Below are 21,927 nucleotides of genomic sequence, written 5' to 3'. Positions count from 1 at the left end.
TATGTAGACAATCCGGCGCGGCAAATCCATGATCTCTCGCATCGGCGGGAGAGGCGCATCGAGGGGGATTTGCGGGAGATTTCCAACAATGATGTGAAATCCGGTAACAGGGGCTTTCCTGTCAGGTCAATTCTGCGCTATTATCCCCAGATCGAGTTCAATTACGTTTCGCGCTGAGAATAAAGAGCATAAGCCGTTCTGGCGGAACCGAGGCACCAAGCAGCTGGAGGCTGTATCTATGATGAATTCCGTTCTGCGCAGCACTGTTGCCGCCGCGATGACCTGCGCAGCCATGAGCCTGCCCGCCGTCGCGCAAGAGACGACCAACCGTGTTGCCGCCGAAACCGACTGGAGCGTCTTTGTCGAGGGCAATCCAAAGGAATGCTGGGGCGTGTCTGCCCCCAAGACGACCGTCAACAGCAAGGATGGCCAGCCGGTGCAGGTGCGCCGCGGTGATATCCTCCTGTTCGTGACCTACCGTCCGGGCAAACAGCCCGAGATCTCCTTCATGGGCGGCTACCCGTTCGAGGGCGGCTCGACCGTTGATATGGATGTGGGCGGCAAGAAGTTCACGTTGTTCACCGATGGCGAAGGCGCATGGGCGGGCTCCGCTGATGAGGATAAAAAGATCATCGCTGCGCTGAAAGCCGGTGCCGATGTCACGCTGACCGGCCACTCGGGTCGCGGCACGCAGACCAAGGATACCTTCTCGCTGATGGGCTTTACCGCTGCGATGGGCGAAGCGGAGAGCCGCTGCAAATAAGCGGTTGCTGACTGTGATTTGAAACGGGCCCGTCGAGGCCCGTTTTTTCATGCGCGGTGTCAGGGGCGGCCTTGCTGGCAGCGGGCTGACCTTTGCGTGACTGGCGAAGCAGTCTGCGCGCCTCTCCCGGACGGAGCACGGGGAGGGCGGGCTGCGGATCGGACATGCCGTGCAGCTCGGGATGGGTCTTGATCACTTCTGCGCCCGGAAACAGGCTTTCTACCGTCGCACCATTCACGAAAAGGATGCTGTGTTTCGGTAACAGGATATTCCGCATTTCGACTGCTTTGGCCGTCGAGGTCACACGGATCTGCTGGTCGGTCCGGCCGGCGTTGCACGCGCGACGGTGGGGACAGTCGCGCAGGGCGCAGATATCGGGATGGCAGCCATGTTTGGCGGCGGTCAGGAAATGCGGCAGATCGGGGTGCGGACCGCTGAGGGCCAGCCTGTGCTGCGGCGAGAGATGGAGCGGATGATAGGGACGATGCGTATCGAAATGGTGTCGTGGCACCCTGACGACCGGATCGCGCCTCGGTCGGAGCAGGCTGGTGCCGATCCAGAGGACCCTTTGCGGCCCGTTATCTTGTGTATCGACCAGATCACCTACGCGTAGGGATGCAATCGGACGGTCCCGCCCGCACGCACGGATAAAGGCATGACTGTCGATACACAAAATGCTCTGGCTTTGAATATTGTAGCCGACCGGCGCCGCATCGACCACGAGTGCAATGGCGCCGGTCAGATTGGGGGCACCGTCGGGATAGATGAAATAGATTTGTCCGCCCGCATCGTGCGCGATGATCAGATCGACAGCTGTGCCAGTCGGTATGATGACACTCATGAAACTGACGCCGGGCTGGGCCAGCCCCGAACCGATCATGGTCAATGTCTTGCCGCCGGAGATGAAGGTCTCGCCAACGGTCAGCAAATGGTCCTCGTCCGTAAGGGTTTGACCGGTCTGTAGTGCGCCGAAATTGCCCAGAAGGATTGTCTGGTTCGAGCTCATCAGATCATTCAGGACGAGCCCACCATTATAGGTCTGTTGGGAAACTATTGGCATCGGTGAGTGATAAACGTCAGGGTTGATGTGGCGTAGATGAGTCTTCCTTGGGTTGATGATCTTCCTACAAAGATAACGAATGGTTTATGATACTCGGATACTTTTGCATGTGGCACAGGGCGGCCTTGTAGGAAGCGGGACGCCGCGGCTGCCTTTGGTATTTGTTTTTTTCTGCGAATCCTGTATAGGGGCCACTCATTTTCAGGAAATCGCCATGACCGACGCATCCGCACCGATCACGCAGGACGTGCTGACGATCCCGCGCAAAGACCTCAAATCCGACAAGATCAATCTTGTCGGTCTGACCCGCCCGCAGCTGCGCGCGGCGCTGATCGAGGCTGGCACGCCCGAGAAGCAGGCGAAGATGCGTGAGGGCCAGATCTGGCAATGGGTCTATTACTGGGGTGTGCGCGATTTCCACGCCATGACCAATCTGGCCAAAGCCTATCGCGAGATGCTGGAGGCAAAGTTCGAGATCCGTCTGCCCGAGGTGGTCACGCGCCAGATCTCGGAAGACGGCACCCGTAAATATCTGCTGCGCATTCAGGGCGGGCATGAGGTCGAGGCCGTCTATATCCCCGAAGAGGGCCGCGGCACGCTCTGCGTGTCAAGCCAGGTGGGCTGCACGCTGACCTGCTCGTTCTGCCATACCGGCACGCAGAAACTGGTGCGCAACCTGACTGCAGGCGAGATTGTGGGCCAGCTGATGCTGGTGCGCGATGATCTGGGCGAATGGCCCGAGCAGAATTCGCCGAAAAACGAACAGCGCCTTGTGTCGAATGTCGTGCTGATGGGCATGGGCGAGCCTCTGTATAACTTCGACAATGTCCGCGATGCGATGAAGGTCGTGATGGATGGTGAGGGGCTCTCGCTCTCGCGCCGCCGGATCACCCTCTCGACCTCGGGTGTGGTGCCGGAGATTGCCAAGACCGCCGAGGAAATCGGCTGTCTTCTGGCGATCAGTTTCCATGCCACCACCGACGAGGTGCGCAACAAGCTGGTGCCGATCAACAAGCGCTGGAATATCGAGACGCTTCTGGATGCGCTGCGGGAGTATCCGCGCCTGTCCAATTCGGAACGCATCACCTTCGAATATGTGATGCTGAAGGATGTGAACGATACCGATGCGGATGCGCGCCGTCTGGTGAACCTGATCAAGGGCATTCCTGCCAAGATCAACCTGATCCCGTTCAACGAATGGCCCGGTGCGCCCTATCAACGCTCGGATTGGGAGCGGATCGAGCGTTTTGCCGATATCATCTACAAGGCGGGCTATGCCTCGCCGATCCGAACGCCGCGTGGCGAGGATATCATGGCCGCCTGTGGCCAGCTGAAATCCGCGACCGAGCGGGCCCGCAAATCCCGCAAGGAAATCGAGTCCGAAGCAGGGCTTTGAGCAAAAGGCCGCCCATCGGGGCGGCCTTTTCCGTTCTGTATGAGGGTTGTGTGAACCTGTCAGGAACCGCACGCGGCAACGCAGCGTTTTGGCCCCATCAATAATGGATGGAGCGGACAATGACGCGGACCGAACAGCGCGATATTCTCGACGATTGGCATGATCTGATGAACATGAGCCCCGCCGAGCTGGAGGCGTGGCTCGAGACCGAGGAAAGCCGCAGTGCCTGTGCGATGGTGGGCCGGAACAGCCAGTTAACCGCGTTGAAGGTGCTGGAGCTGGCACGGTTGAAACCCACCGACCTGACCGCAGCCGAATGGGCCAAGATGCGCGAGATCACCTTCGATATCGAGCGGTCACTTGCCGCAGGCCGCCCTTCGGACGCTGCCGCCCAAACCGCATGGCGTTATGCGCTGATGAATTACGGACATGATCCTCTGCGCTATTGAGGCGTCACATCGGGGGAACATTCCCGTGATCCGCTGCGTTGGCAGTCCATGACGGAGACCCCCATGACCGATGTGACCATTGCCGCCCCCGAACAGTTTGCCCTTTTACCGCAGATGCGGACGCCGGATGGCAAAGCCCGCCGGATCGGGGTGGAGATCGAGTTCTCGGGCCTCGACGAGGCCCGCACCGCGAAACTTGCCGCCGAGTTTTTTGGTGGCGAGGCGCATCAAACGGATGGTGCGGATTGGGACGTGCGTGGCAGCCGGATCGGGGATCTCGAGATCTATCTTGATATCGCTCTGCGCAAAACGCTCTCCGGCCCTTTGCGCGATCTGGGGATGAAGATCGGGCGCGAGGTGGTGCCTGTCGAGATCGTGACCCAGCCGCTGAAGCTCGACCAGATGGCCGAGTTGTCGGAGTTCATGTCCATGCTGCGCGAACATGGGGCGCTGGGCAGCGAGGCGAGCGCAGTCTACGGGTTCGGGATCCATTTCAACCCGGCAATTGCCGGGCCAGATCAGGTGGTGCGTCCGCTCCTGGCCTATGCGCTTCTGGAGCCGTGGATGCGCCGCGCCCTGCCGATCGAGACGACGCGGCAGGCGTTGCCCTTTACCGACCGCTATCCCGAAAAACTGGTGCGCCATTTGGTGGAGCTGGGCATGGATGCCAGTCTGCCCGATGTAGTGCGCGCCTATCGTGAGGCCACTCTGTCGCGTAATCACGGGCTGGATATGCTGCCGGTCTTCGTGGAGCTCCATCCCGAGATCATCGCGGCGACGGATGGCAAGGGCGGCACGGTGAAACCGCGCCCCGCCTTCCATTTCCGTCTGCCCGATTGCCGCATTTCCGACCCAGACTGGTCGCTGGATTACGAATGGCGCCGCTGGTGGCTGGTGGAGACGGTGGCCGGTAATGATGCCGTGATGCGCCGGTTGTGCCGTGATTGGGAGAAGGAGCATTCGGGGATGAATTTCCTCGGACTTGGCTGGCCCGAACGGGTTGGCGCGATTTTGCGCGGGGCGGGCCTGATTGCATGAGACGACCGCTGATCGGCGTGACGACCTCGGTGAAAACCGGCTGGCGTGTGTTCCCCTTCATTGCCTTCGGCGTGTGGCTGGCCGGTGGCCGCTCCATCCGCTGGAGCGCGGGCGACGAGGCCGATGCGGCATCGGTGGACGGCGTTATCGTGGGGGGCGGCGATGATATTTCGCCCGAGCTTTACGGGGGCGAGCTGGTCACCACCGCTGTGCTGGATCCTGCGCGCGATGCGCTGGAGGCGGGGCTTGTGGCGCAGGCTTTCGGGCTGGGAAAGCCTGTGCTGGGGATCTGTCGCGGCTCGCAGATGCTGAATGTGGCTCTGGGTGGCAACCTGCATCAGGACGCCTATAGCCATTACGGCGCGCGCAAACATTCGACCCTTCTGCCCAAGAAAGACGTGCAGGTGGTGGACAACACCCGCCTTGCGCAGCTGGCTGGCACGGCGCCGATGCGGGTCAATGCGCTCCATTCCCAAGCGGTAGACCGCTTGGGCGAGGGGCTGGTGGTGGCCGCACGCGACCCCTCGGGCATGGTGCAGGCGATCGAGCGGGTGTCCGAACCCTTTGCCTTGGGTGTGCAGTGGCACCCCGAATACCTGACCTATGCCCGCCGCCAGCGGGCGCTGTTCCGCGCGCTGGTGGCGGCGGCCCGCGCCTGCTGCGAGGACCGCGCCCAGCTCGAGGAGGTCAGCGCCGAGGCGCTGAAACCCCAAGCGGCCATCAGCACTCGCAATCGGGCTGGAACCCGTCAAGCGCCGCCATCGCCTCTTCGGCGGTTTCCACGAAAGTGATCAGATCCAGATCGTCGCGCGCGATGGTGCCGGCCTCGGCCAGCGCCTCCCAGTTGATGATCTTTTTCCAGAACTCCTCGCCAAAGAGGATGAAGGGCACCCGCTTCATGCGTTTGGTCTGGATCAGGGTCAGCGTCTCGAACATCTCGTCGAGCGTGCCGAAACCACCGGGGAAGACGACCACCGCTGCCGCCCGCATCAGGAAATGCATCTTGCGGATCGCGAAATAGTGGAAGTTGAACGAGAGCGAGGGCGTGACATAGGCATTGGGGGCCTGTTCATGCGGCAAGAGGATATTGAGGCCGATGGATTCGCCCCCTGCCTTATGCGCGCCCTTGTTACCGGCCTCCATTACCCCCGGACCGCCGCCGGTGCAGACCACCAGCTCGCGGCCATAGGCCGCCAGCGAGCGGGCGGTGACCAGCTCGGCAAAACGTTCGGCCTCGGCGTAATATTTCGTGAGCTCACCCAGGTAGGGCGTCTTGGCGGTATCCTTCTTCTCGGGCGAGGGGATGCGCGCGCCGCCGAACATTACCACCGTCGAGGTGATCCCGCGCTCGTCCATGACAAGTTCGGGTTTGAGAAGCTCGAGCTGCAGCCGCACGGGGCGCAACTCCTCGCGCATGAGGAAGTCCTTGTCGGTAAAGGCGAGTTTATAGGCAGGCGAGCGTGTCTGCGGCGTGTCCGGCACCCGCTCGGCAAAGCGCGCATCCTCGGCGCTGTCGCGCAGCGTCGAGTTATGGGGCTCTGGAAAGTCGGGGTTGTAATCGGTGGCCATGGGGAACTCCTGTCACTGGTTGCACTGAATCTAGGCGGTTTATGAAGGCTTCGCCAGTGTCGCAGGATAACGGTTTGGCATTGAGAATTTCCAAAACCGCTGGCATTACGTGACCCGAACAGAAATGCTTGGAGAAGACCATGTCGAATGCACAGCTTGAAGCGGCGATCGAAGCCGCTTGGGAGACCCGCGACACGATCACGCCCGCAACCACCGGCGAGACCCGTGAAGCCATCACCGATACCCTCAACGCTCTCGATTCCGGCGCGCTGCGCGTGGCCGAGAAACAGGCAGATGGTAGCTGGCATGTGAACCAATGGGCGAAGAAAGCCGTGCTGCTGGGCTTCCGTCTGAAAGACATGGAAATCCACGAAGGCGGCCCGCAAGGCAGCGGCTGGTGGGACAAGGTCGACAGCAAGTTTAAAGGCTGGGGCGAGAACCAGTGGAAAGCCGCAGGCTTCCGCGCGGTGCCGAACTGTGTCGTGCGCCGCTCGGCCTATATCGCCAAGGGCGTGGTCCTGATGCCCTCCTTCGTGAACCTCGGCGCCTATGTCGATGAAGGCACCATGGTCGACACCTGGGCCACCGTCGGCTCCTGCGCCCAGATCGGGAAAGGCGTGCACCTCTCGGGCGGCGTCGGCATCGGTGGCGTGCTCGAGCCCATGCAGGCCGGCCCGACCATCATCGAGGATAACTGCTTCATCGGTGCGCGGTCCGAGGTTGTCGAGGGCGTGATCGTCCGCGAAGGCTCGGTTCTGGGCATGGGTGTCTATATCGGCCAGTCGACCAAGATCGTGGATCGCGAGACCGGCGAAGTGATGTATGGCGAAGTGCCGCCCTATTCGGTGGTCGTGTCGGGTTCGATGCCGTCGAAAAACGGCGTGCATCTCTACTGCGCGGTTATCGTGAAGCGCGTGGACGAGAAGACCCGCTCGAAAACCGGTGTGAACGAACTGCTGCGCGACTGATCGCGGGACAGCTAACAGAAAAAGGGCTGCTCTGCGGAGCGGCCCTTTTTTAGTGCGGTCGGGGCAGGCAGGCGTTTATTGCGCGCAGCTCCCGATGATCTGGCGCAGACGGATCAGCGCTTCCTCGGCCTTTTGGGCAGAGTCTTCCAGCCCCGCGGCGATATTCTCTTTCAACGACTCGTCCAGCGCTCCGTTCCGGCGCAGCATTTTGGCACCGCATCCGATCACGGTGGTGATATTGGCAAGCGTATGGGCGATCTCTTGCAGATCCTGCTGCGGATCGGGAAGGCTTTCTGCGGTCAGGCGGGTGGCGCATACGAGGATATTGGAGACCGTCTCCTCGCGGTTTTTCAGCGGGATCAGGGTGATGGACCATGAGGTCTCATAGCCCGGACCCTGCCAGACCGTCTCGAACGCGCAGCGCTGGCCCGAGAAGGCCAGATCCACACAGTTGCGGGCCATCTCGCCATCAACGCCCATCAAGACATCACGCCATGCGCGGGAACATTTCTCGACAAAGCCATGGTCTGGCAGGGCCAGACCCTGCCGGTGGGCGGCCACGACCTGCCTCTCGCGGTCGATGATGATCGCACTGGTCAGTGCTGTTTCGGTGGGCAGTGCCTGCAGATGGCCTGACAGTGCCGGAAGAGCCTGATTTTGCGTGAATTCTTCCGTGAAAAGCATATGAGCTTCTCCAATATCGATCATCTCTTGGCCGACAGTATCATTAGAATAGGTCAATCATGCAAGATTTTTGTATATTATAAAGGAGCCCGGGAACGACGCATGCCGATAGTTACAGGTTTTTACGATTTCACGGAACCCGATCTCGGTATGCGGTGTTGTGCCTCCAAACGCATTAAGCATGGAGTAAACACATGGCCGGACTTGGTTGGATTGCCGCAATTATCGTGGGTGGCCTTGCAGGGTGGATCGCTGAGAAGCTGATGCATTCGGATATGGGCCTGCTGATGAACATCGTTCTGGGGATCGTCGGCGCTGTCGTGCTCAACTTCATCCTCGTCGCGATCGTCGGCACCACGCTGGGTGGCTGGATCGGTCAGCTGATCGTGGGTGTCATCGGTGCCTGCATCCTGATCGGCGGTTACCGCATGATCCGCCGCGCATAACCTGCGCTGCACCTCATTGTCTCGGAAGAGCCTGCCCCTCGGGGCAGGTTTTTTCGTTTGACGGCAGGGCGCGCGCTTTCTAAGCGGGAGCAAAGGAGCGCCATCATGCCAGATACCCCCGCCGACAAGCCCGCCGACAAAGCCGGGATCAAAAAGCCCAAACGCCCGCAGGAGGTCTATACTCTGGTCGTCGAGGTCGGGCGCTGTGCCAATGACGGGCTGCCCAAAGGGGCTACCGGCGGTGCACTGATGTGCTTTGCGTCCGGCGTGGACGAGGCCGAGGCGGTGCGTGAAACCGTCGCCATCCTGAAGCAGGCCGAGCTGGCACCGCTTGATGTCAACAGCTACGGCACGCTGGCCGAGCGCGAGGCACAGGGCCATGAGGTGAGCGAAGACGAGCGCGCTCTGATGCAGCGGGCGCTTGACGAGAATTCGGTCATCGTGGCGCAGATGACACCGTTCTACAAAGACAGCTGAGGCGGCGGAAAGCTGCTGGGCTCGAGGAAATTCACACTCGATCACAGCGGCTTCATTGCAACCTATCGGCGGCCTGCTACACTGTAGGGAAGGCGGCGCGAAGCCGCATTTCCGAGCAGATAAAAGGGACGCCCATGTATCGCGCCGCTAAAGTGACTTTGATTTCCCTGATGGCTTTTTCCAGCCTCTCGGCCTGTGCGGGGCCGGTCGAGGTCTCGCCCCGCCCGCTGATGCGCGGGGCCGATCCGGTCGCCGATCCGGTGCCGGATACCGATCCTGCGACACAGGCCCGTTTCGAAGCATGGGTGAACAACTTCCGCGCGCGCGCCCTTTCGAACGGGATCTCGGCCGGGACATGGGATCGCGCCACCCGGGGTATCAAATATAACCCCAAGGTGATCGAGCGCGACCGCTACCAGTCCGAGTTCACCAAGTCGATCTGGGATTATCTCGACAGTGCCGTCTCTGACACCCGTGTGAGCAATGGCCGTGCCGTGCTTTCGGAAAACCGCGCGGCCCTGACCCAGATCGAGGCGCGCTATGGTGTACCCAAAGAGGTGGTCGTGGCCGTCTGGGGGATGGAATCCAATTATGGCGCCAATCGTGGCAAGATGGCGGTGATCCCGTCTCTGGCGACGCTCGCCTATGACGGGCGCCGCGGCGAGTTCTTTGCCAAGCAGCTGATCGCCGCGCTCCAGATTATCGATGCGGGCGATATCGATGCCGCGCATATGACCGGCTCGTGGGCGGGGGCGATGGGGCATACCCAGTTCATCCCGACCTCCTATCTGACCTATGCGGTCGATTTTACTGGCGATGGCCGCCGCGATATCTGGTCGAGCGATCCCACCGATGCGCTGGCCTCCACCGCCTCCTATCTGGCGAAATCGGGCTGGCAGCGGGGCGTGGAATGGGGGCGCGAAGTGGTTCTGCCCGCAGGCTTCAATTACGGTCTGACCGGCAAGGGCACCCGTAAATCGGCGTCCGAATGGGCGGCGCTGGGTGTGCGTGATGCGAATGGCCGCAGCCTGCCCGATATGGGGCCGACATCGATCATCGTGCCGGCGGGGGCCAAAGGGCCGGCCTTCCTGATCTCGGGCAATTTCCGCGCGATCCTGCGCTACAACAACGCCGATAGCTACGCGCTGGGCGTGAGCCATCTTGCTGACCGTATCGCGGGCAAGGGGCCGTTTGTGCAGGACTGGCCGCGCACCGGCAAACCCCTGACGCAGGCGCAGAAAGTCGAACTGCAGGAGCGCCTGACCGCACGCGGTTTCGATACGCAGGGGACCGATGGCAAGATCGGGGCCAATACCACCGAGGCGATCGTGGCCTATCAACGCTCGGCGGGGCTGTCGCCTGACGGCTATCCCACGCTCGAGCTCTTGCAGACGCTGCGCTAACGCGCTTTCATGGCGGGACCAATCAGGAGCCCGCCATGACATCCTCGCCCGTGACTGCCCCGCTACAGACGGCCTTTGCTGCCATTGATGCCGCGAATGCCCAAGACCCCACCCTTGAGGACGGCCAGCCTGCAGCGTTGCTATATGGCCAGCGCATGAGCGCCGAGCAGGAGGGGCTGTTCCCCGACGCCTCCGACCGTCTGAAGATCGCGGCCCGTGGCCAGCATATCGAGCGCTGGACCCTGCCGCGCAGCGATTATCCCGAAGGCCGCGCCGGATATCTGGAATGGCGCCGCGAGCAGGGCCGCCGCCATGCGGCGCGCGTGGGCGGCATCATGGCCGATGCAGGCTATGGCGAGGAGGATGTGGCGCAGGTCGAGAAGATGCTGCGCAAGGAAGGTCTCAAGCGCGATGCGGAGGTGCAGGCGCTGGAGGATATCATCTGCTTCACCTTCATCCGCCATTATCTGGGCGATTTCGCACAGACGCAGGAGGCCGACCAGCTTCTGTCTATTGTGCAGAAGACCGCCCGCAAGATGTCTCCCGAGGCACGGGAGAAGGCTCTGGCGGCCTTCGAGATGCCGCCAGCCTTTGCCGAGGCTTTTATCTGAAAACCCCGACCGAGCGGACGGCTGCCTCAGGCAGCCGTTTTTTCCTCGATGGTGGGGGTCAGTTTCAGCTGTGACGGGCTGCGCTTGGAATATTGCACCGCAATGATGCCGAGGGTGATGATGATCACCCCGATAAAATCGCTCACGCCCAGCGGTTCGTGCAGGATCACCGCCGCGATCGCCACCCCGAAGAACGGGTTGAGGAAATGGAAGGTCGCGGCTTTCACCGCTCCCATACGCTCCACCAGAAGGAACCAGACAAAGGTCGCGAGCACCCCCGGCACCAGTGCCGTGTAGAGGAATGCCACTACAAGCTGCGGCGTATAGGTGATGTCATGCGGCTCGAAGAGGGCCGACAGGATCGCCAGAGGCACCGCACCCACGAACATCTGTAGCCCCACCGTCATCAGCACATTGCCGCCCGAGGTGGCTCCACGCACGGCGAGCGTGGCCACGGCGAGCGCCATCGCGCCCGCAAAGCACAAAGCAACGCCCATCGGGCTGACCCCGCCCGAGAGCCGCGCCCCCATGATGATGGCAACGCCCACGATCCCGAGGATCAGGCCCGCAAGACCCAGAGGCTTCATACGGTCGCGCAGAACGATCCAGCTGAGCCCCGCCACGATCAGTGGCATGGTCGAGGCGATGATCGAGGCGACCGAGGCGCCCACCCATTGCATGGCGATGAAGTTGAGCCCCAGATAAATCGCGTTCTGGCACAGGCCGAAGATGATGACGCCGCGCCATTGGACCGCCGTCAGCTTCATGCTCTGCCCCATCATCGCTGCGATCCCGCAGCCCACCACGCCCGACAGGAGGAAGCGTGCGGCGAGGGCGGCCATCGGCGGGGCTTCGGTGACGATGATCCGCGCCGAGGTAAAGGCCGAGGACCACATCAGGGCAAAAGCCAGCCCCATCAGAATTGCCCGAATATCCATGCTCTATCCATTCCAAACAGAAAGGGGGCCGCGCGATAACCGGCGACCCCCTTCGAGATGTCGTTTATCGACCCGATCAGACGTTGACCGAATCCTTCAGCGCTTTCGCGATGGTGACTTTAACCTGACGGTCAGCCGCTTTGGTCATGGTCTCGCCGGTTGCGGGATTGCGGACCTGACGCTCGGGGCGGTCTTTGCACATGAACTTGCCCAGACCCGGAAGGGTAACTGCACCACCTTCGGAAACTTCTTTGGTCACGATTTCGCTGATCGCGTCCAGAGCTGCCGATGCAGTTTTCTTATCCGCACCCATGGTTTCTGCCAGCGCGGTTACCAGCTGGGTTTTGGTCATCGGTTTCGACATCAAATATTCCTCTTTGTCGCCCCGCTTTTGCGGGATCAATTATCAGGCGCGAAAATCGCTCGTGGGCCTTGTAACACACGGTTTTCAGGCCGCCTGCAAGAGGTTTTCGGATCCCGCGCGCGAAAAATCGCGCGCGGGCCATGAATTTTGCATGATCGAAGGCAGGGCCGCTTCAGAGGAAGGCGGTTTCCTCGAAACTGCGCAATTTCCGGCTATGGATACGCGAGAGCGGCATATCCGAGATCAGTTCCATTGCGCGCACCCCGATCTGCAGGTGGTTGGCCACCTGTGTGCGGTAGAATTCGGTCGCCATCCCGGGCAGTTTCAGCTCGCCATGCAGCGGCTTGTCGGAGACGCATAGAAGCGTGCCATAGGGCACACGGAAGCGGAACCCGTTGGCGGCGATCGTGGCGCTTTCCATGTCGAGCGCCACCGCGCGGGACTGGCTGAGCCGTTGCACGGGGCCGGTCTGGTCACGCAGCTCCCAGTTACGGTTGTCGATGCTCGCCACGGTGCCGGTGCGCATGATACGCTTCAGCTCGTAGCCTTCGAGCTTGGTCACCTCGGCCACCGCATCCTGTAGCGCCACCTGTATCTCTGCCAGCGGCGGGATCGGCACCCAGAGCGGGAGATCGTCATCAAGGACGTGATCCTCGCGCAGATAGGCATGGGCCAATACGAAATCGCCCAGTTTCTGCGAGTTGCGCAGCCCCGCGCAATGGCCCACCATCAGCCAGGCATGCGGGCGCAGCACGGCGATATGGTCGGTCGCGGTTTTGGCGTTCGATGGCCCCACCCCGATATTGACCAGCGTGATCCCCTGACCATCGGGTTTCTTCATGTGGTAGGTGGGCATCTGCGGCAGTTTGGCCAGACCCGGGATCTCGCCCTGTGGATCGGTGATCTCGAAATTGCCGGGGGCGACAAAGCTCGTATAGCCCGAGGACGGATCGGACAGTTTCTCGCGCGCCATCTTCTCGAACTCGTCCACATAGAACTGGTAGTTGGTGAACAGCACATGGTTCTGGAAATGGTCGGCGGCGGTGGCGGTGTAATGCGAGAGCCGCGCCAGAGAATAATCCACACGCTGGGCCGTAAACGGCGCCAGAGGTTTGGTGCCATCGGGGCCGATGGTGAAGGTGCCGTTGACGATATCATCGTTCATATTGGCCAGATCGGGCACGTCGAAGACGTCACGCAGCGAGAAATCCAGCGCGCCTTCCTGCGGGATCGTGACATCGGGGCGCGAGGCCACCGCGAAATGCACAGGCATCGCGGTATCGGATGGGCCGACCTGCACCTTGATGTCGTGATTGCGGATCATCAGGTCCAGTTGCTGGGTCAGATAGTTGCGGAAGAGATCGGGCCGGGTGATCGTGGTGGCGAAAGTGCCCGGCACCGGCACATGGCCGAAGCTCAACCGGCTGTCATGCTTGAGATGCGAGGCCACGGTAATCCGGACCTCCGGATAATAGGCGCGGTAACGCATGCCGGCCCTGCCGCTTTCGAGCGTGGCGTTGAACTTCTCGAGGAGAAAGCTTGTGGCCTCGTCATAAAGCGCCTCGACACGGGCCACGGCAGCGGCGGCATCGTCAAAGAGTTCAGGCTCCGCAGAGGCCGGCATCTGGATTTCTAGGCGCTCACTCATTCAAAAAGCTCCGTCAGTTCGAATTTCGTCACATCCACAAGGCCAAGGTCAGAGATCCGGATCTCGGGGATCACGACAAGGGCCAGCAGGCTGTGCTGCATATAGGCGTTATTGAGGGTGCAGCCACATTCCGCCATGGCCTGCACCATCGCATCGGCACGCTTGGCCACGGTGGCGGCCGGATCATCCGACATCAGCCCCGCAATGGGCAGTGGCACCGAGGCCAGTTCGGCGCCATCCTTCCAGACGGAAATCCCGCCGCCCATCTCGCCCAAGCGGTTCGCGCAAAGGGCCATCATCTCGCGGTCGGTGCCCACCACGATCATATGGTGGCTGTCATGGGCCACGGTGGAGCCCATCGCCATCCGCCCCGTATAGCCGAAGCCCGAGACAAAGCCGTTGGTCACCTTTCCGGTGGCGCGGTGCCGCTCGACCAGCGCGATCTGGGCGACCTCGCCATGCGCCTCCACGCGGCCCTCGGTGACGGGCAGGGTGGCGGTCAGTGCGCGGGTAGGCGCTTGGTTTTCCACAACCCCGATCACGCGGGCGGTGACCTCATTGGCGCCCTCGGGAGCGGTGATGATGAAATCATCGGCCTCGAGCCGTTTGCCGAGCTTCACCGTCTGGCGTGCCGCAGGCGGCCAGTCGTAATGCGGGCACTCGACCATCAGCTTGCCATCCATCGCCACGGTCTGGCCGCGGGCGATGACATGGTCTACCGGCAGGGTCTTCAGATCCGAGGACAGGATGATATCGGCACGCCGCCCGGGCGTGATCGAGCCCAGCTCGCGTTCCAGCCCGAAATGGGTGGCGGTGTTGATTGTGCACATCTGCAGCGCCACCAGAGGATCTGCCCCGCACTCCACCGCATGACGGTAGACGCGGTTCATATGGCCGTCATTGACCAAGGTGCCCGAATGGCAGTCATCGGTGCACAGGATGAAGTTGCGCGGGTCCAGACCTTTCTCGGTGATGGCCGTGATCTGGCTTTCCACATCATACCAAGCAGACCCGAGCCGAACCATCGCGCGCATCCCCTGCCGCATACGGGCAATGGCATCGGCCTCGCAGGTGCCCTCGTGGTCATCGGCTGGCCCGCCCGCCACATAGGCGCGGAAGGGCGCCCCCAGATCGGGGGAGGCATAATGCCCGCCCACCGTCTTGCCCGCCTCTTGGGTTGCGGCGATCTCGGCCAGCATCTTGGGGTCGGCATTCACCACGCCTGGGAAATTCATCATCTCGCCCAGGCCCACGATGCCCGGCCATGTCATGGCCTCGGCCACATCTTCGGGCGAGATCTCGAAGCCCGTGGTCTCGAGCCCCGGAGCCGAGGGCGCGCAGGAGGGCATCTGGGTGAAGATGTTTACCGGCTGCAGGGCTGCCTCGTCATGCATCATCCGCACGCCCTGAAGGCCCAGCACATTGGCGATTTCGTGCGGGTCGGTGAACATGGTGGTGGTGCCATGCGGGATGACGGCTGCGGCAAATTCGGCAGGCGTCAGCATCCCGCTCTCGATATGCATATGCGCGTCGCAAAGCCCGGGCAGCATGAAGCGCCTCTTGGCCTCGATCACCTCCGTTTCAGGGCCTATGCAGGCTGTCAGATCGGGGGCTATGGCCGCAATGCGGCCATCGGCAATCGCGATATCGTGGCCGTCCAGCACCTCGCGGGTGTGGACATTGACCCATTTGCCCTGACGGATCACCAGATCGGCGGGCGCGCGCCCGGCGGCGACGGCGATCAGGCGCGTGGCGGCTTCGGGCCATGTTTTCAGTGTGTTCATATCCATGTCCCACTGTGCATTCGGATTTGATACAACGCAAGATGGTGCGAACATCGCGCGTTGTTTTGACGTTTCGTCCGCGCTACATCTTGCACATGACACAGATGCGAAAACCCAAGATCTCGATCACATATTGCACCGGTTGCAACTGGCTTTTGCGGGCCGGATGGATGGCGCAGGAACTTCTGCAGACCTTCACCGAGGATCTGGGCGAGGTAGCGCTGGTGCCCGGCTATGGCGGTGTCTACGAGATCCGGCTGGAGGGCGAGCTGATCTGGGAACGCAAGCGCGATGGCGGCTTCCCCGAACCCAAGGAGATCAAGCGCCGCATCCGCGACGTGATCTTCCCCGGGCGTGATCTGGGCCATATCGACAAACACAGCGAGGCAAAGCCATGAAAACCCTTCTTTCCATCGGCCATGGCTATTCGGCCCGTGCCATCGCGCCTGCGCTCATCGAGAATGGCTGGACGGTCTATGGCACTGTCCGCACGGAAGAAAGCGCGGCTCTGGCCGAGGCGCAGGGGGTGAAGCCGATTATCTGGACCGCGCCTGATGATCCGTCGGTGCTGCCTTTGGCGGAGGTCACGCATATCCTGTCCTCGGTCGCGCCCGAGCGGGGCGAGGACCAGATGGACCCCGTTCTGGCCTGTGCCGCGATGGAGATCGCCCATGCGCCGATGCTTGAATGGATGGGCTATCTGTCCACCATCGGGGTCTATGGCGACCGTGAGGGCGGCTGGGTCGATGAGTATTCCGAGCGCACGCCCTCGACCGCGCGGGGCCGCGCAAGGCTGCAGGCCGAGGAGATGTGGACACGTCTGGGCCAGATCGCCGATATTCCGGTGAACCTGTTCCGGCTGGCGGGGATCTATGGTCCGGGCCGGGGGCCGTTTGAAAAAGTGCGTCAGGGCAAAGCGCGGATTGTCGACAAGCCCGGACAGGTGTTCTCGCGCATCCATGTCGAGGATATCGCGCAGGTGGTCCATGCCGCGATCATGCGCCGCGATCTGTCGGGGGCGTGGAATGTCTGCGATGATTGCCCCATCGATCCGGGCGAGGTGCTGGCCTATGCTGCCGAGCTGCTGGGCATGCCCAAGCCGCCGGTCGTGGCCTTTGATGAAGCCTCCATGTCGCCCATGGCGCGCAGCTTCTATTCCGAATCGCGTCGGGTGAAGAATGACCGGATCAAGGACGAGCTGGGCGTGACGCTGAAATATCCCGATTACAAAACGGGGCTGAAGGCGCTGCTGGAACAGTCCGAAGGATAAGTTTCAGGCGCCTGTCATCTGGCTGTAAGGTTGGTTTTGAAAACTCTCCGCAACGTCCTTCGTTGTGGAGACCTCCATGATCCTCTCGCCTTTGCGCTTCTCGGCCCTGTCATGGGGGCGTAGCCGTCTGCACGCCCGCCGCGCGCCTTTTCTGGTGATGGTGGTGCTGGCGCTCGTCGTGGCGCTCAGCCCGCCCGAGCCGCGGCGCTACGGGGATCACCTGCAGATCGCTCTGCCGGTTCTGGCGCTGGGCTGCGAGATCGCCAATGGCAATGGTTGGGAATATCTGGGCCGCTATGCGGTGCTCTTTGCCGGTATCCACGGGTCGAAACGCTCTCTCGGGGATATTCCGCTCAACACGCGGCCCAATGGCAAGCCCTTTGGCTTCCCCTCGGGCCATACCGCCACCGCGACGTTCGGCGCTGCGAGCCTCGTAAACAGCTGCCTGCTGTCGAGCCCCGTGGCCAAGGGCGCGGTCATTCTGGCTGCCGCCTTTACCGGCGCGAGCCGCATCCAGTCGCATAACCATGACATCTGGCAGGTTCTGGCAGGTGCGATCTGGGGCATCTTCTGTAACGGAGCCTTCCGGCGCGACAGCTTCATGCGGCGCGGGATCGCGCGCGGGCTGCGCGCTATGGGACGCGGCATCACGCGGGGTGGCAAGGTGGTGGCGCGGGGCACCCGCCGCTGGCTCCGGCTGCAGGTCGGGTTGGGTGTCGAGTCCCTGTCGCGCAAGCGTCTCCAGATCAGGAAAGCAGAAAAGGTAATCTGATCCATGCGACGACATAGCGTCATGGCCGGCCTCCTCATGGCCGGTTTTTCCATATCCGCACCGGCGCTGGCCGAGACGGAGATCTCGCTCTATTCGGGCGCTCAATCGGCGCCGCGTTCGGGGGTCGCTATCTCGGACCATATCGATCTGGGCGACCGCTACATCACCGCAGGTTGGGAGGGGAGATCCTTCAGCAAACCCTATTATTGGGGCGCGCGGGTGACCCGCTGGGAAAATCCGAATTTCGGCTGGGGTGCGGAGTTCACCCATACCAAGGTCTATGCCGATAAGGACACGCTCGCTAAGGCGGGCATGTCGCATTTCGAGTTCTCGGATGGCGAGAATATCGCGACGATCAATGCCATGTATCGCTGGCCCGGCCTCTGGCGTGATCTCTGGCGGCCCGAGATCACGCCCTATGTGCTGGGCGGGATCGGGATCTCCGTGCCGCATGTGGAGACGGTGACGGCACATGACCGCACATGGGGCTATCAGCTGGGTGGTCCTGCGATACGGCTGGGGGCAGGGGTGAGCTATGCCATCAGCACGAACTGGTCGGCCTTTGGCGAATACCAGATGACATGGTCGCGCAATGATGTGGAGTTCGATACCGGCGGCAGCCTGAAGACCGATATCATCACCAATGCGGTGAATATCGGGGTGAGTTACCGGTTTTAAGAAAGCCCCGCCTTGAGGCGGGGCTTTCTTTTTAGGCGGATTGCAGGTTCAGCGGGCGCTCGCGCACGGGGAGGTGGATGATGGCCGACAAAAGCCCGACCCCCACGCCCACCCACCACACGGCGGTGTAATTGCCATACATGTCGTAGAACCTGCCGCCGAGCCAGACACCCAGAAACGCGCCCAGCTGGTGGCTGAAGAACACCACCCCGTAAAGCGTGCCCATATAGCGCAGCCCGTAGATCTGGGCGACGAGCCCCGAGGTGAGCGGCACCGTGGCCAGCCATAGTGCACCCATCACCAGCGAGAAGATCAGCACGCTGGCGGGAGTGATGGGCAGGAGGATGAAGGCACCTGCCGCGATGGTCCGGCCCAGATAGACGGCGGCGAGCAGATATTTCTTTGACCAGCGATGGCCCGCCCAGCCTGCGAATACGGTGCCTGCGATATTGGCCAGACCGATCACGGCGATGGAGACGGCACCGAGCGCCGAAGTGGTCTCGATCCCGAGATTGGCGAGCATCGAGCCCGGAGCGATAGCGCCGCACATCTCGGTGACCATGGCGGGGAAATGCGCGGTGATGAAGCCCAGCTGGTAGCCGCAGGAGAAGAAACCGATGAAAATCAGCGAATAGCTCGGGTCGCGGAAGGCCCGCCCCAGCACTTGCCCCATGCTCTCGCTCGGGCCGGGGCTGGCGGCTTCGGGGGCGCGCAGCATGGGCAGCAGCGACAGGGTGGCAAGGATCATCAGCGCGAAGATCAGGAAGACGCTCTGCCAGCTCATATAGGCCAGAAGGATCTCGGCCAGAGGCGCGCCGAAGACCTGCCCTGCCGAGCCTGCCGCGGTGGCGATACCAAGCGTCAGCGAGCGGTTCTTGTCGGAGCTGGCGCGCCCGACGATGGCAAGGATGACGCCGAAGCCCGTGCCTGCGATGCCGAAGCCCACCAGCGTCTCGAGGAACTGGTGTTGCAGCGGCGTGGTGGCGAAGGACGAGAAGACGAGCCCCCCTGCATAGAGGAAGGCGCCCAGAATGATGGCGCGGCGGTCCCCGAAACGCTCGGCAATGGCGCCGAAGATCGGCTGGCCGATGCCCCAGAACAGATTCTGGATGGCGATCGCCAGCGAGAATTCCGCGCGGGGCCAGTCGAATTCCTCGGCAATCGGGATCTGGAAGACCCCGAAGCTTGCGCGGATGGCGAAGCTGAGCATCAAGATCACGGCGGATCCGACGAGGATCGGGGTGAAAAGGCGTTGGTTATGCATGGTGGCTCCTGTCTTGCGGACAGGTTTGGCAGATCGCATGATCGCGTCAAGCGGCGGCTTGTGATGGATACAATCGAAAGGGGCGCTGCCCCTCTGGCCCGTTCCGGGCCATTCACCCCGGGATATTTCTAGACGCTGGAAGAGAGGCGCTCTGCGGCGGCCCGTCCTGCCGCGAAGCCCGTGGCAAAGCAGGCGGTCAGCAGATAGCCACCCGTGGGGGCCTCCCAGTCGAGCATCTCGCCCGCCGCGAAAATACCCGGCAGGGCGCGGAGTTCGAGATCGGAGGTCAGGGCGCGGGCGCTGATGCCGCCTGCGGTGGAGATGGCTTCCTCGATCGGGAAAGGGGCGCCCAGGGGCACGGGGAGATGTTTCAGCAGCGCCGCGAGGGCTTCGGGGTCCTGTGGCAGCGGGCGGGCCCATTCGTTGAGCAGTGCCAGTTTCACGGGATCGAGCCTTGTCGCTTTGCGCAGATGGTTCGAGAGGCTCTCCTTGCCGCGGGGACGGGCGAGGCGGTCTGTCAGCGTGGCGATGTCGGTATCGGGCAGGAGGTCGAGAGCGAGCGGGTAGCCGTTGCGCAGTTTGGACGAGATCTCGTAGATCCCGCCGCCCTCGAAGCCACGGGCGGAGAGGATACATTCCGCGCGCAGGCTCTGCGCTCCGACCAGAAAGGCAATGGATTTGAGCGGCTTGCCGAAATGGGGCTGCATATGGGGTGACCATGCAACATGGAAGCCCATATTGGCAGGGCGGAAGGGGGCGAGGTCTATGCCCTTGATCGCAAGCAGGCCCGCCCAATGACCGGTGGAGCCAAGGCGGGGCCAGGAGGCACCGCCCAGAGCGAGCACGCAGACCTTGGCGTCAACGGGCTGCGGCCCTTCGGGCGTGTCGAAGAGGAAGGCGCGGCCATCCCATCCGGTCCAGTGCCAGCGGGTGTGGCGCTGGACGCCGAGCGCGTCGAGGCGGGAGAGCCATGCGCGCAGGAAGGGCGAGGCTTTCATGCCGGTCGGGAAAACGCGGCCGCTCGAGCCGGTGAAGATATCGATACCCAGATCGCGGGCGAAGTCCTGCATCTGGGCGCTTCCGAAAGCGGTCACATAAGGGTGGATCCACGTTTCGGGATACTGCGCGGCAAGGGCCTCGGGCGGTTCGTCCTTGGTGAGGTTCAGCCCCGATTTTCCCGCCATCAGGAATTTGCGCGCAGGTGTGGGCATGGCATCGGCCAGAATGACCTTATGGCCCGCACGGGCGATCTGTTCGGCGGCCATCAGCCCTGCGGGGCCTGCGCCGATCACGAGCGCGGTCATCGTCTGGCCATCATCGAGAGCCGCAGGAAGGCGCGTTCGATCAGTGCCATCTGCGGCGCGCGCGAGGCCGAGCGAAGCGTGAGGTCGGTCTCGATCAGGATCTGGAGGGCCTCCTCGAGGCGGAACATGCCCCAGCTTTGCGCCTGTCTCTGCATCCGGTCGCGGCGCGGGCCGAAAATCGGCGGGCGCATCTTGGCGATACCTGCTCCCGGACCACCCGGATCGGAGGCCGCGGCATGGAGCGCGCGGAAATGGCGTAGCGCCTGGATGGCGAGCGCCACCGGCTGGATGCCCTGACCGGTGAGACGGGTCATCATCGGCCCGAGCTCGTTGGCACGGCCTTCTGCCACGATATTGAGCAGATCATCGGTGCCTGCCTCGATCGTGGCGGGCGCACAGGCATGGATATCGGCGGGCGTCACCGGCGTGTTCTCGCCATGCATATAGAGCGCGAGCTTGTCCACCGTTTGCCGGAAATCCCCCGGATCGAGGGCACGGGCGAGATTGTGCAGATCGGTTGTCGCCTCGGGCGTCATCTGGGCGATGCCCGCGCGTTTGAGAATATCCTCGATTTCCTCGCGCGAGGGCGGGTCATCATAGATGCCGATGGCATAGGCGTTCTGGTGGGTCTCGAAAACCTTGCGCAGCTTGGATTTGGCGGTGAGCGAGCCGGCGGTGACGATGATCTGCGCATCGCCGCCATGCCAGTCCTTTACCGCCCCCGCGATGGTATCGGCCAGCCCGTCGGTCGCCTGCTCGACAAAGACCGCGCGCGGGCCCGGGAAAAAGCCCACGGCCTTCACCGCATCTGCCAGCATCGCACCATCACGGCGCAGCTCGGAGGCCTCGATCCGCGTAAGCCGCATCTCCTCCTCGGCCGTGGGGCCAAGGAGCGCCTTGATCACCTCCTGCCGCCGCAGGGCCACCCGCATCGCATCGGCCCCGAAAATCAGGAGCCCCATACGGTCGGGGTCGGGCTTGGCAAAATAGCGCGTGGCGGCAATGCCGGTGAGTTTCATGCCGGTCTCTCTATCAGCCTTG

The 21,927-nt window shown here is 62.5% G+C and carries 24 protein-coding genes; 14 read left to right on the top strand and 10 right to left on the bottom strand.

The genetic code is table 11. The features are described from left to right. Positions 1-238: 238 nt before the first annotated feature. A complete protein-coding gene (locus WDB91_RS03835) occupies positions 239-763 on the top strand; it encodes an invasion associated locus B family protein (RefSeq protein WP_339113842.1) in 525 nt (174 codons plus the stop codon). On the opposite strand, the gene WDB91_RS03830 is transcribed toward WDB91_RS03835, so the two are convergent. Next, on the bottom strand, positions 723-1,823 hold the full coding sequence (locus tag WDB91_RS03830) for a Hint domain-containing protein (RefSeq protein ID WP_339113841.1): 1,101 nt from the start codon (positions 1,821-1,823) through the stop codon (positions 723-725). The two genes, WDB91_RS03835 and WDB91_RS03830, sit on opposite strands and share 41 nt — an antisense overlap. 214 nt (positions 1,824-2,037) lie before the next feature. On the opposite strand from WDB91_RS03830, the gene rlmN reads away from it, so the two are divergent. The 4 genes from rlmN (at position 2,038) to WDB91_RS03810 (ending at position 5,497) form a co-directional block, all read left to right on the top strand. Continuing rightward, positions 2,038-3,219: a 23S rRNA (adenine(2503)-C(2))-methyltransferase RlmN gene (gene rlmN / locus WDB91_RS03825; protein ID WP_339113840.1), complete on the top strand. Its 1,182-nt coding sequence runs from the start codon at positions 2,038-2,040 to the stop codon at positions 3,217-3,219. A 119-nt stretch (positions 3,220-3,338) separates the two neighbouring features. Next, positions 3,339-3,668: a DUF3140 domain-containing protein gene (locus WDB91_RS03820; protein ID WP_339113839.1), complete on the top strand. Its 330-nt coding sequence runs from the start codon at positions 3,339-3,341 to the stop codon at positions 3,666-3,668. Positions 3,669-3,731: 63 nt separating this feature from the next. Further along, entirely contained in the window at positions 3,732-4,706 is a 975-nt protein-coding gene (locus WDB91_RS03815; protein ID WP_339113838.1) for an amidoligase family protein, read from the top strand. Further along, complete coding sequence (locus WDB91_RS03810; RefSeq protein WP_339113837.1) at positions 4,703-5,497, top strand: gamma-glutamyl-gamma-aminobutyrate hydrolase family protein; 795 nt, start codon at positions 4,703-4,705, stop codon at positions 5,495-5,497. Before WDB91_RS03815 ends, WDB91_RS03810 begins: the two co-directional genes overlap by 4 nt. On the opposite strand, the gene WDB91_RS03805 is transcribed toward WDB91_RS03810, so the two are convergent. After that, positions 5,427-6,275, bottom strand: coding sequence for an LOG family protein (locus tag WDB91_RS03805; protein ID WP_339113836.1), 849 nt, complete (start codon positions 6,273-6,275; stop codon positions 5,427-5,429). The genes WDB91_RS03810 and WDB91_RS03805 overlap by 71 nt on opposite strands. A gap of 140 nt (positions 6,276-6,415) precedes the next feature. Between WDB91_RS03805 and dapD the strand changes: the two genes are divergently transcribed. Further along, on the top strand, positions 6,416-7,243 hold the full coding sequence (dapD, locus tag WDB91_RS03800) for a 2,3,4,5-tetrahydropyridine-2,6-dicarboxylate N-succinyltransferase (protein ID WP_339113835.1): 828 nt from the start codon (positions 6,416-6,418) through the stop codon (positions 7,241-7,243). 75 nt (positions 7,244-7,318) lie between these two features. On the opposite strand, the gene WDB91_RS03795 is transcribed toward dapD, so the two are convergent. Further along, on the bottom strand, positions 7,319-7,927 hold the full coding sequence (locus WDB91_RS03795) for a hypothetical protein (RefSeq protein ID WP_339113834.1): 609 nt from the start codon (positions 7,925-7,927) through the stop codon (positions 7,319-7,321). 194 nt (positions 7,928-8,121) lie between these two features. Between WDB91_RS03795 and WDB91_RS03790 the strand changes: the two genes are divergently transcribed. From WDB91_RS03790 to WDB91_RS03775, 4 genes are all read left to right on the top strand, one after another. Beyond that, the gene (locus WDB91_RS03790) at positions 8,122-8,373 is read left to right on the top strand and encodes a GlsB/YeaQ/YmgE family stress response membrane protein (protein WP_339113833.1); all 252 of its coding nucleotides are present in this window, start codon (positions 8,122-8,124) and stop codon (positions 8,371-8,373) included. A gap of 105 nt (positions 8,374-8,478) precedes the next feature. Further along, positions 8,479-8,850 carry a hypothetical protein gene (locus WDB91_RS03785; protein WP_339113832.1) on the top strand — a complete coding sequence of 124 codons (372 nt, stop codon included), beginning with the start codon at positions 8,479-8,481 and terminating at the stop codon, positions 8,848-8,850. A 170-nt stretch (positions 8,851-9,020) separates the two neighbouring features. Then, the gene (locus tag WDB91_RS03780) at positions 9,021-10,253 is read left to right on the top strand and encodes a lytic murein transglycosylase (protein WP_339113831.1); all 1,233 of its coding nucleotides are present in this window, start codon (positions 9,021-9,023) and stop codon (positions 10,251-10,253) included. Positions 10,254-10,288: 35 nt separating this feature from the next. Beyond that, the gene (locus WDB91_RS03775) at positions 10,289-10,864 is read left to right on the top strand and encodes a DUF4202 domain-containing protein (protein ID WP_339113830.1); all 576 of its coding nucleotides are present in this window, start codon (positions 10,289-10,291) and stop codon (positions 10,862-10,864) included. A 26-nt stretch (positions 10,865-10,890) separates the two neighbouring features. Here the strand turns inward: WDB91_RS03775 and WDB91_RS03770 are convergent, their stop codons facing one another. The 4 genes from WDB91_RS03770 to ade form a co-directional block, all read right to left on the bottom strand. Further along, on the bottom strand, positions 10,891-11,802 hold the full coding sequence (locus tag WDB91_RS03770; RefSeq protein WP_339113829.1) for a DMT family transporter: 912 nt from the start codon (positions 11,800-11,802) through the stop codon (positions 10,891-10,893). A gap of 76 nt (positions 11,803-11,878) precedes the next feature. Beyond that, a complete protein-coding gene (locus tag WDB91_RS03765; protein WP_339113828.1) occupies positions 11,879-12,166 on the bottom strand; it encodes an HU family DNA-binding protein in 288 nt (95 codons plus the stop codon). A 172-nt stretch (positions 12,167-12,338) separates the two neighbouring features. After that, on the bottom strand, positions 12,339-13,814 hold the full coding sequence (locus tag WDB91_RS03760) for an AMP nucleosidase (RefSeq protein ID WP_339113827.1): 1,476 nt from the start codon (positions 13,812-13,814) through the stop codon (positions 12,339-12,341). Beyond that, positions 13,811-15,604, bottom strand: coding sequence for an adenine deaminase (gene ade / locus WDB91_RS03755; RefSeq protein ID WP_339113826.1), 1,794 nt, complete (start codon positions 15,602-15,604; stop codon positions 13,811-13,813). The genes WDB91_RS03760 and ade overlap by 4 nt, the downstream gene beginning before the upstream one ends. Positions 15,605-15,693: 89 nt before the next feature. On the opposite strand from ade, the gene WDB91_RS03750 reads away from it, so the two are divergent. From WDB91_RS03750 to WDB91_RS03735, 4 genes are all read left to right on the top strand, one after another. Beyond that, complete coding sequence (locus WDB91_RS03750; protein ID WP_339113825.1) at positions 15,694-15,996, top strand: SelT/SelW/SelH family protein; 303 nt, start codon at positions 15,694-15,696, stop codon at positions 15,994-15,996. Then, on the top strand, positions 15,993-16,868 hold the full coding sequence (locus WDB91_RS03745) for an SDR family oxidoreductase (protein WP_339113824.1): 876 nt from the start codon (positions 15,993-15,995) through the stop codon (positions 16,866-16,868). The genes WDB91_RS03750 and WDB91_RS03745 overlap by 4 nt, the downstream gene beginning before the upstream one ends. Positions 16,869-16,944: 76 nt before the next feature. Continuing rightward, entirely contained in the window at positions 16,945-17,640 is a 696-nt protein-coding gene (locus WDB91_RS03740; RefSeq protein ID WP_339113823.1) for a phosphatase PAP2 family protein, read from the top strand. A gap of 21 nt (positions 17,641-17,661) precedes the next feature. Beyond that, positions 17,662-18,318: an outer membrane beta-barrel protein gene (locus WDB91_RS03735; RefSeq protein WP_339113822.1), complete on the top strand. Its 657-nt coding sequence runs from the start codon at positions 17,662-17,664 to the stop codon at positions 18,316-18,318. A 31-nt stretch (positions 18,319-18,349) separates the two neighbouring features. Here WDB91_RS03735 and WDB91_RS03730 read toward each other — a convergent pair whose 3' ends face one another. The 3 genes from WDB91_RS03730 to WDB91_RS03720 all read right to left on the bottom strand — a co-directional run bounded on the left by WDB91_RS03730 (position 18,350) and on the right by WDB91_RS03720 (position 21,905). Continuing rightward, entirely contained in the window at positions 18,350-19,582 is a 1,233-nt protein-coding gene (locus WDB91_RS03730; RefSeq protein WP_339113821.1) for an MFS transporter, read from the bottom strand. A gap of 128 nt (positions 19,583-19,710) precedes the next feature. Continuing rightward, positions 19,711-20,886: a TIGR03862 family flavoprotein gene (locus WDB91_RS03725; protein ID WP_339113820.1), complete on the bottom strand. Its 1,176-nt coding sequence runs from the start codon at positions 20,884-20,886 to the stop codon at positions 19,711-19,713. Continuing rightward, complete coding sequence (locus WDB91_RS03720) at positions 20,883-21,905, bottom strand: DNA polymerase III subunit delta (protein WP_339113819.1); 1,023 nt, start codon at positions 21,903-21,905, stop codon at positions 20,883-20,885. Before WDB91_RS03720 ends, WDB91_RS03725 begins: the two co-directional genes overlap by 4 nt. Between the last annotated feature and the right edge of the window lie 22 nt (positions 21,906-21,927).

Origin of the sequence: Thioclava sp. GXIMD2076 (assembly GCF_037949795.1) — a bacterium.
Classification (GTDB): domain Bacteria; phylum Pseudomonadota; class Alphaproteobacteria; order Rhodobacterales; family Rhodobacteraceae; genus Thioclava; species Thioclava kandeliae.
The sequence above is the reverse complement of the archived record's forward strand: the minus strand, read 5'-3'. Positions and strand labels throughout refer to the sequence as shown.

Bases quoted from the DNA above. Each gene is read 5' to 3' on its own strand.
- WDB91_RS03835 (WP_339113842.1), top strand. From the start codon at position 239: ATGATGAATTCCGTTCTGCGCAGCACTGTTGCCGCCGCGATGACCTGC.
- WDB91_RS03830 (WP_339113841.1), bottom strand. From the start codon at position 1,823: ATGCCAATAGTTTCCCAACAGACCTATAATGGTGGGCTCGTCCTGAAT.
- rlmN (WP_339113840.1), top strand. From the start codon at position 2,038: ATGACCGACGCATCCGCACCGATCACGCAGGACGTGCTGACGATCCCG.
- WDB91_RS03820 (WP_339113839.1), top strand. From the start codon at position 3,339: ATGACGCGGACCGAACAGCGCGATATTCTCGACGATTGGCATGATCTG.
- WDB91_RS03815 (WP_339113838.1), top strand. From the start codon at position 3,732: ATGACCGATGTGACCATTGCCGCCCCCGAACAGTTTGCCCTTTTACCG.
- WDB91_RS03810 (WP_339113837.1), top strand. From the start codon at position 4,703: ATGAGACGACCGCTGATCGGCGTGACGACCTCGGTGAAAACCGGCTGG.
- WDB91_RS03805 (WP_339113836.1), bottom strand. From the start codon at position 6,275: ATGGCCACCGATTACAACCCCGACTTTCCAGAGCCCCATAACTCGACG.
- dapD (WP_339113835.1), top strand. From the start codon at position 6,416: ATGTCGAATGCACAGCTTGAAGCGGCGATCGAAGCCGCTTGGGAGACC.
- WDB91_RS03795 (WP_339113834.1), bottom strand. From the start codon at position 7,927: ATGCTTTTCACGGAAGAATTCACGCAAAATCAGGCTCTTCCGGCACTG.
- WDB91_RS03790 (WP_339113833.1), top strand. From the start codon at position 8,122: ATGGCCGGACTTGGTTGGATTGCCGCAATTATCGTGGGTGGCCTTGCA.
- WDB91_RS03785 (WP_339113832.1), top strand. From the start codon at position 8,479: ATGCCAGATACCCCCGCCGACAAGCCCGCCGACAAAGCCGGGATCAAA.
- WDB91_RS03780 (WP_339113831.1), top strand. From the start codon at position 9,021: ATGGCTTTTTCCAGCCTCTCGGCCTGTGCGGGGCCGGTCGAGGTCTCG.
- WDB91_RS03775 (WP_339113830.1), top strand. From the start codon at position 10,289: ATGACATCCTCGCCCGTGACTGCCCCGCTACAGACGGCCTTTGCTGCC.
- WDB91_RS03770 (WP_339113829.1), bottom strand. From the start codon at position 11,802: ATGGATATTCGGGCAATTCTGATGGGGCTGGCTTTTGCCCTGATGTGG.
- WDB91_RS03765 (WP_339113828.1), bottom strand. From the start codon at position 12,166: ATGTCGAAACCGATGACCAAAACCCAGCTGGTAACCGCGCTGGCAGAA.
- WDB91_RS03760 (WP_339113827.1), bottom strand. From the start codon at position 13,814: ATGAGTGAGCGCCTAGAAATCCAGATGCCGGCCTCTGCGGAGCCTGAA.
- ade (WP_339113826.1), bottom strand. From the start codon at position 15,604: ATGGATATGAACACACTGAAAACATGGCCCGAAGCCGCCACGCGCCTG.
- WDB91_RS03750 (WP_339113825.1), top strand. From the start codon at position 15,694: ATGACACAGATGCGAAAACCCAAGATCTCGATCACATATTGCACCGGT.
- WDB91_RS03745 (WP_339113824.1), top strand. From the start codon at position 15,993: ATGAAAACCCTTCTTTCCATCGGCCATGGCTATTCGGCCCGTGCCATC.
- WDB91_RS03740 (WP_339113823.1), top strand. From the start codon at position 16,945: ATGATCCTCTCGCCTTTGCGCTTCTCGGCCCTGTCATGGGGGCGTAGC.
- WDB91_RS03735 (WP_339113822.1), top strand. From the start codon at position 17,662: ATGGCCGGCCTCCTCATGGCCGGTTTTTCCATATCCGCACCGGCGCTG.
- WDB91_RS03730 (WP_339113821.1), bottom strand. From the start codon at position 19,582: ATGCATAACCAACGCCTTTTCACCCCGATCCTCGTCGGATCCGCCGTG.
- WDB91_RS03725 (WP_339113820.1), bottom strand. From the start codon at position 20,886: ATGACCGCGCTCGTGATCGGCGCAGGCCCCGCAGGGCTGATGGCCGCC.
- WDB91_RS03720 (WP_339113819.1), bottom strand. From the start codon at position 21,905: ATGAAACTCACCGGCATTGCCGCCACGCGCTATTTTGCCAAGCCCGAC.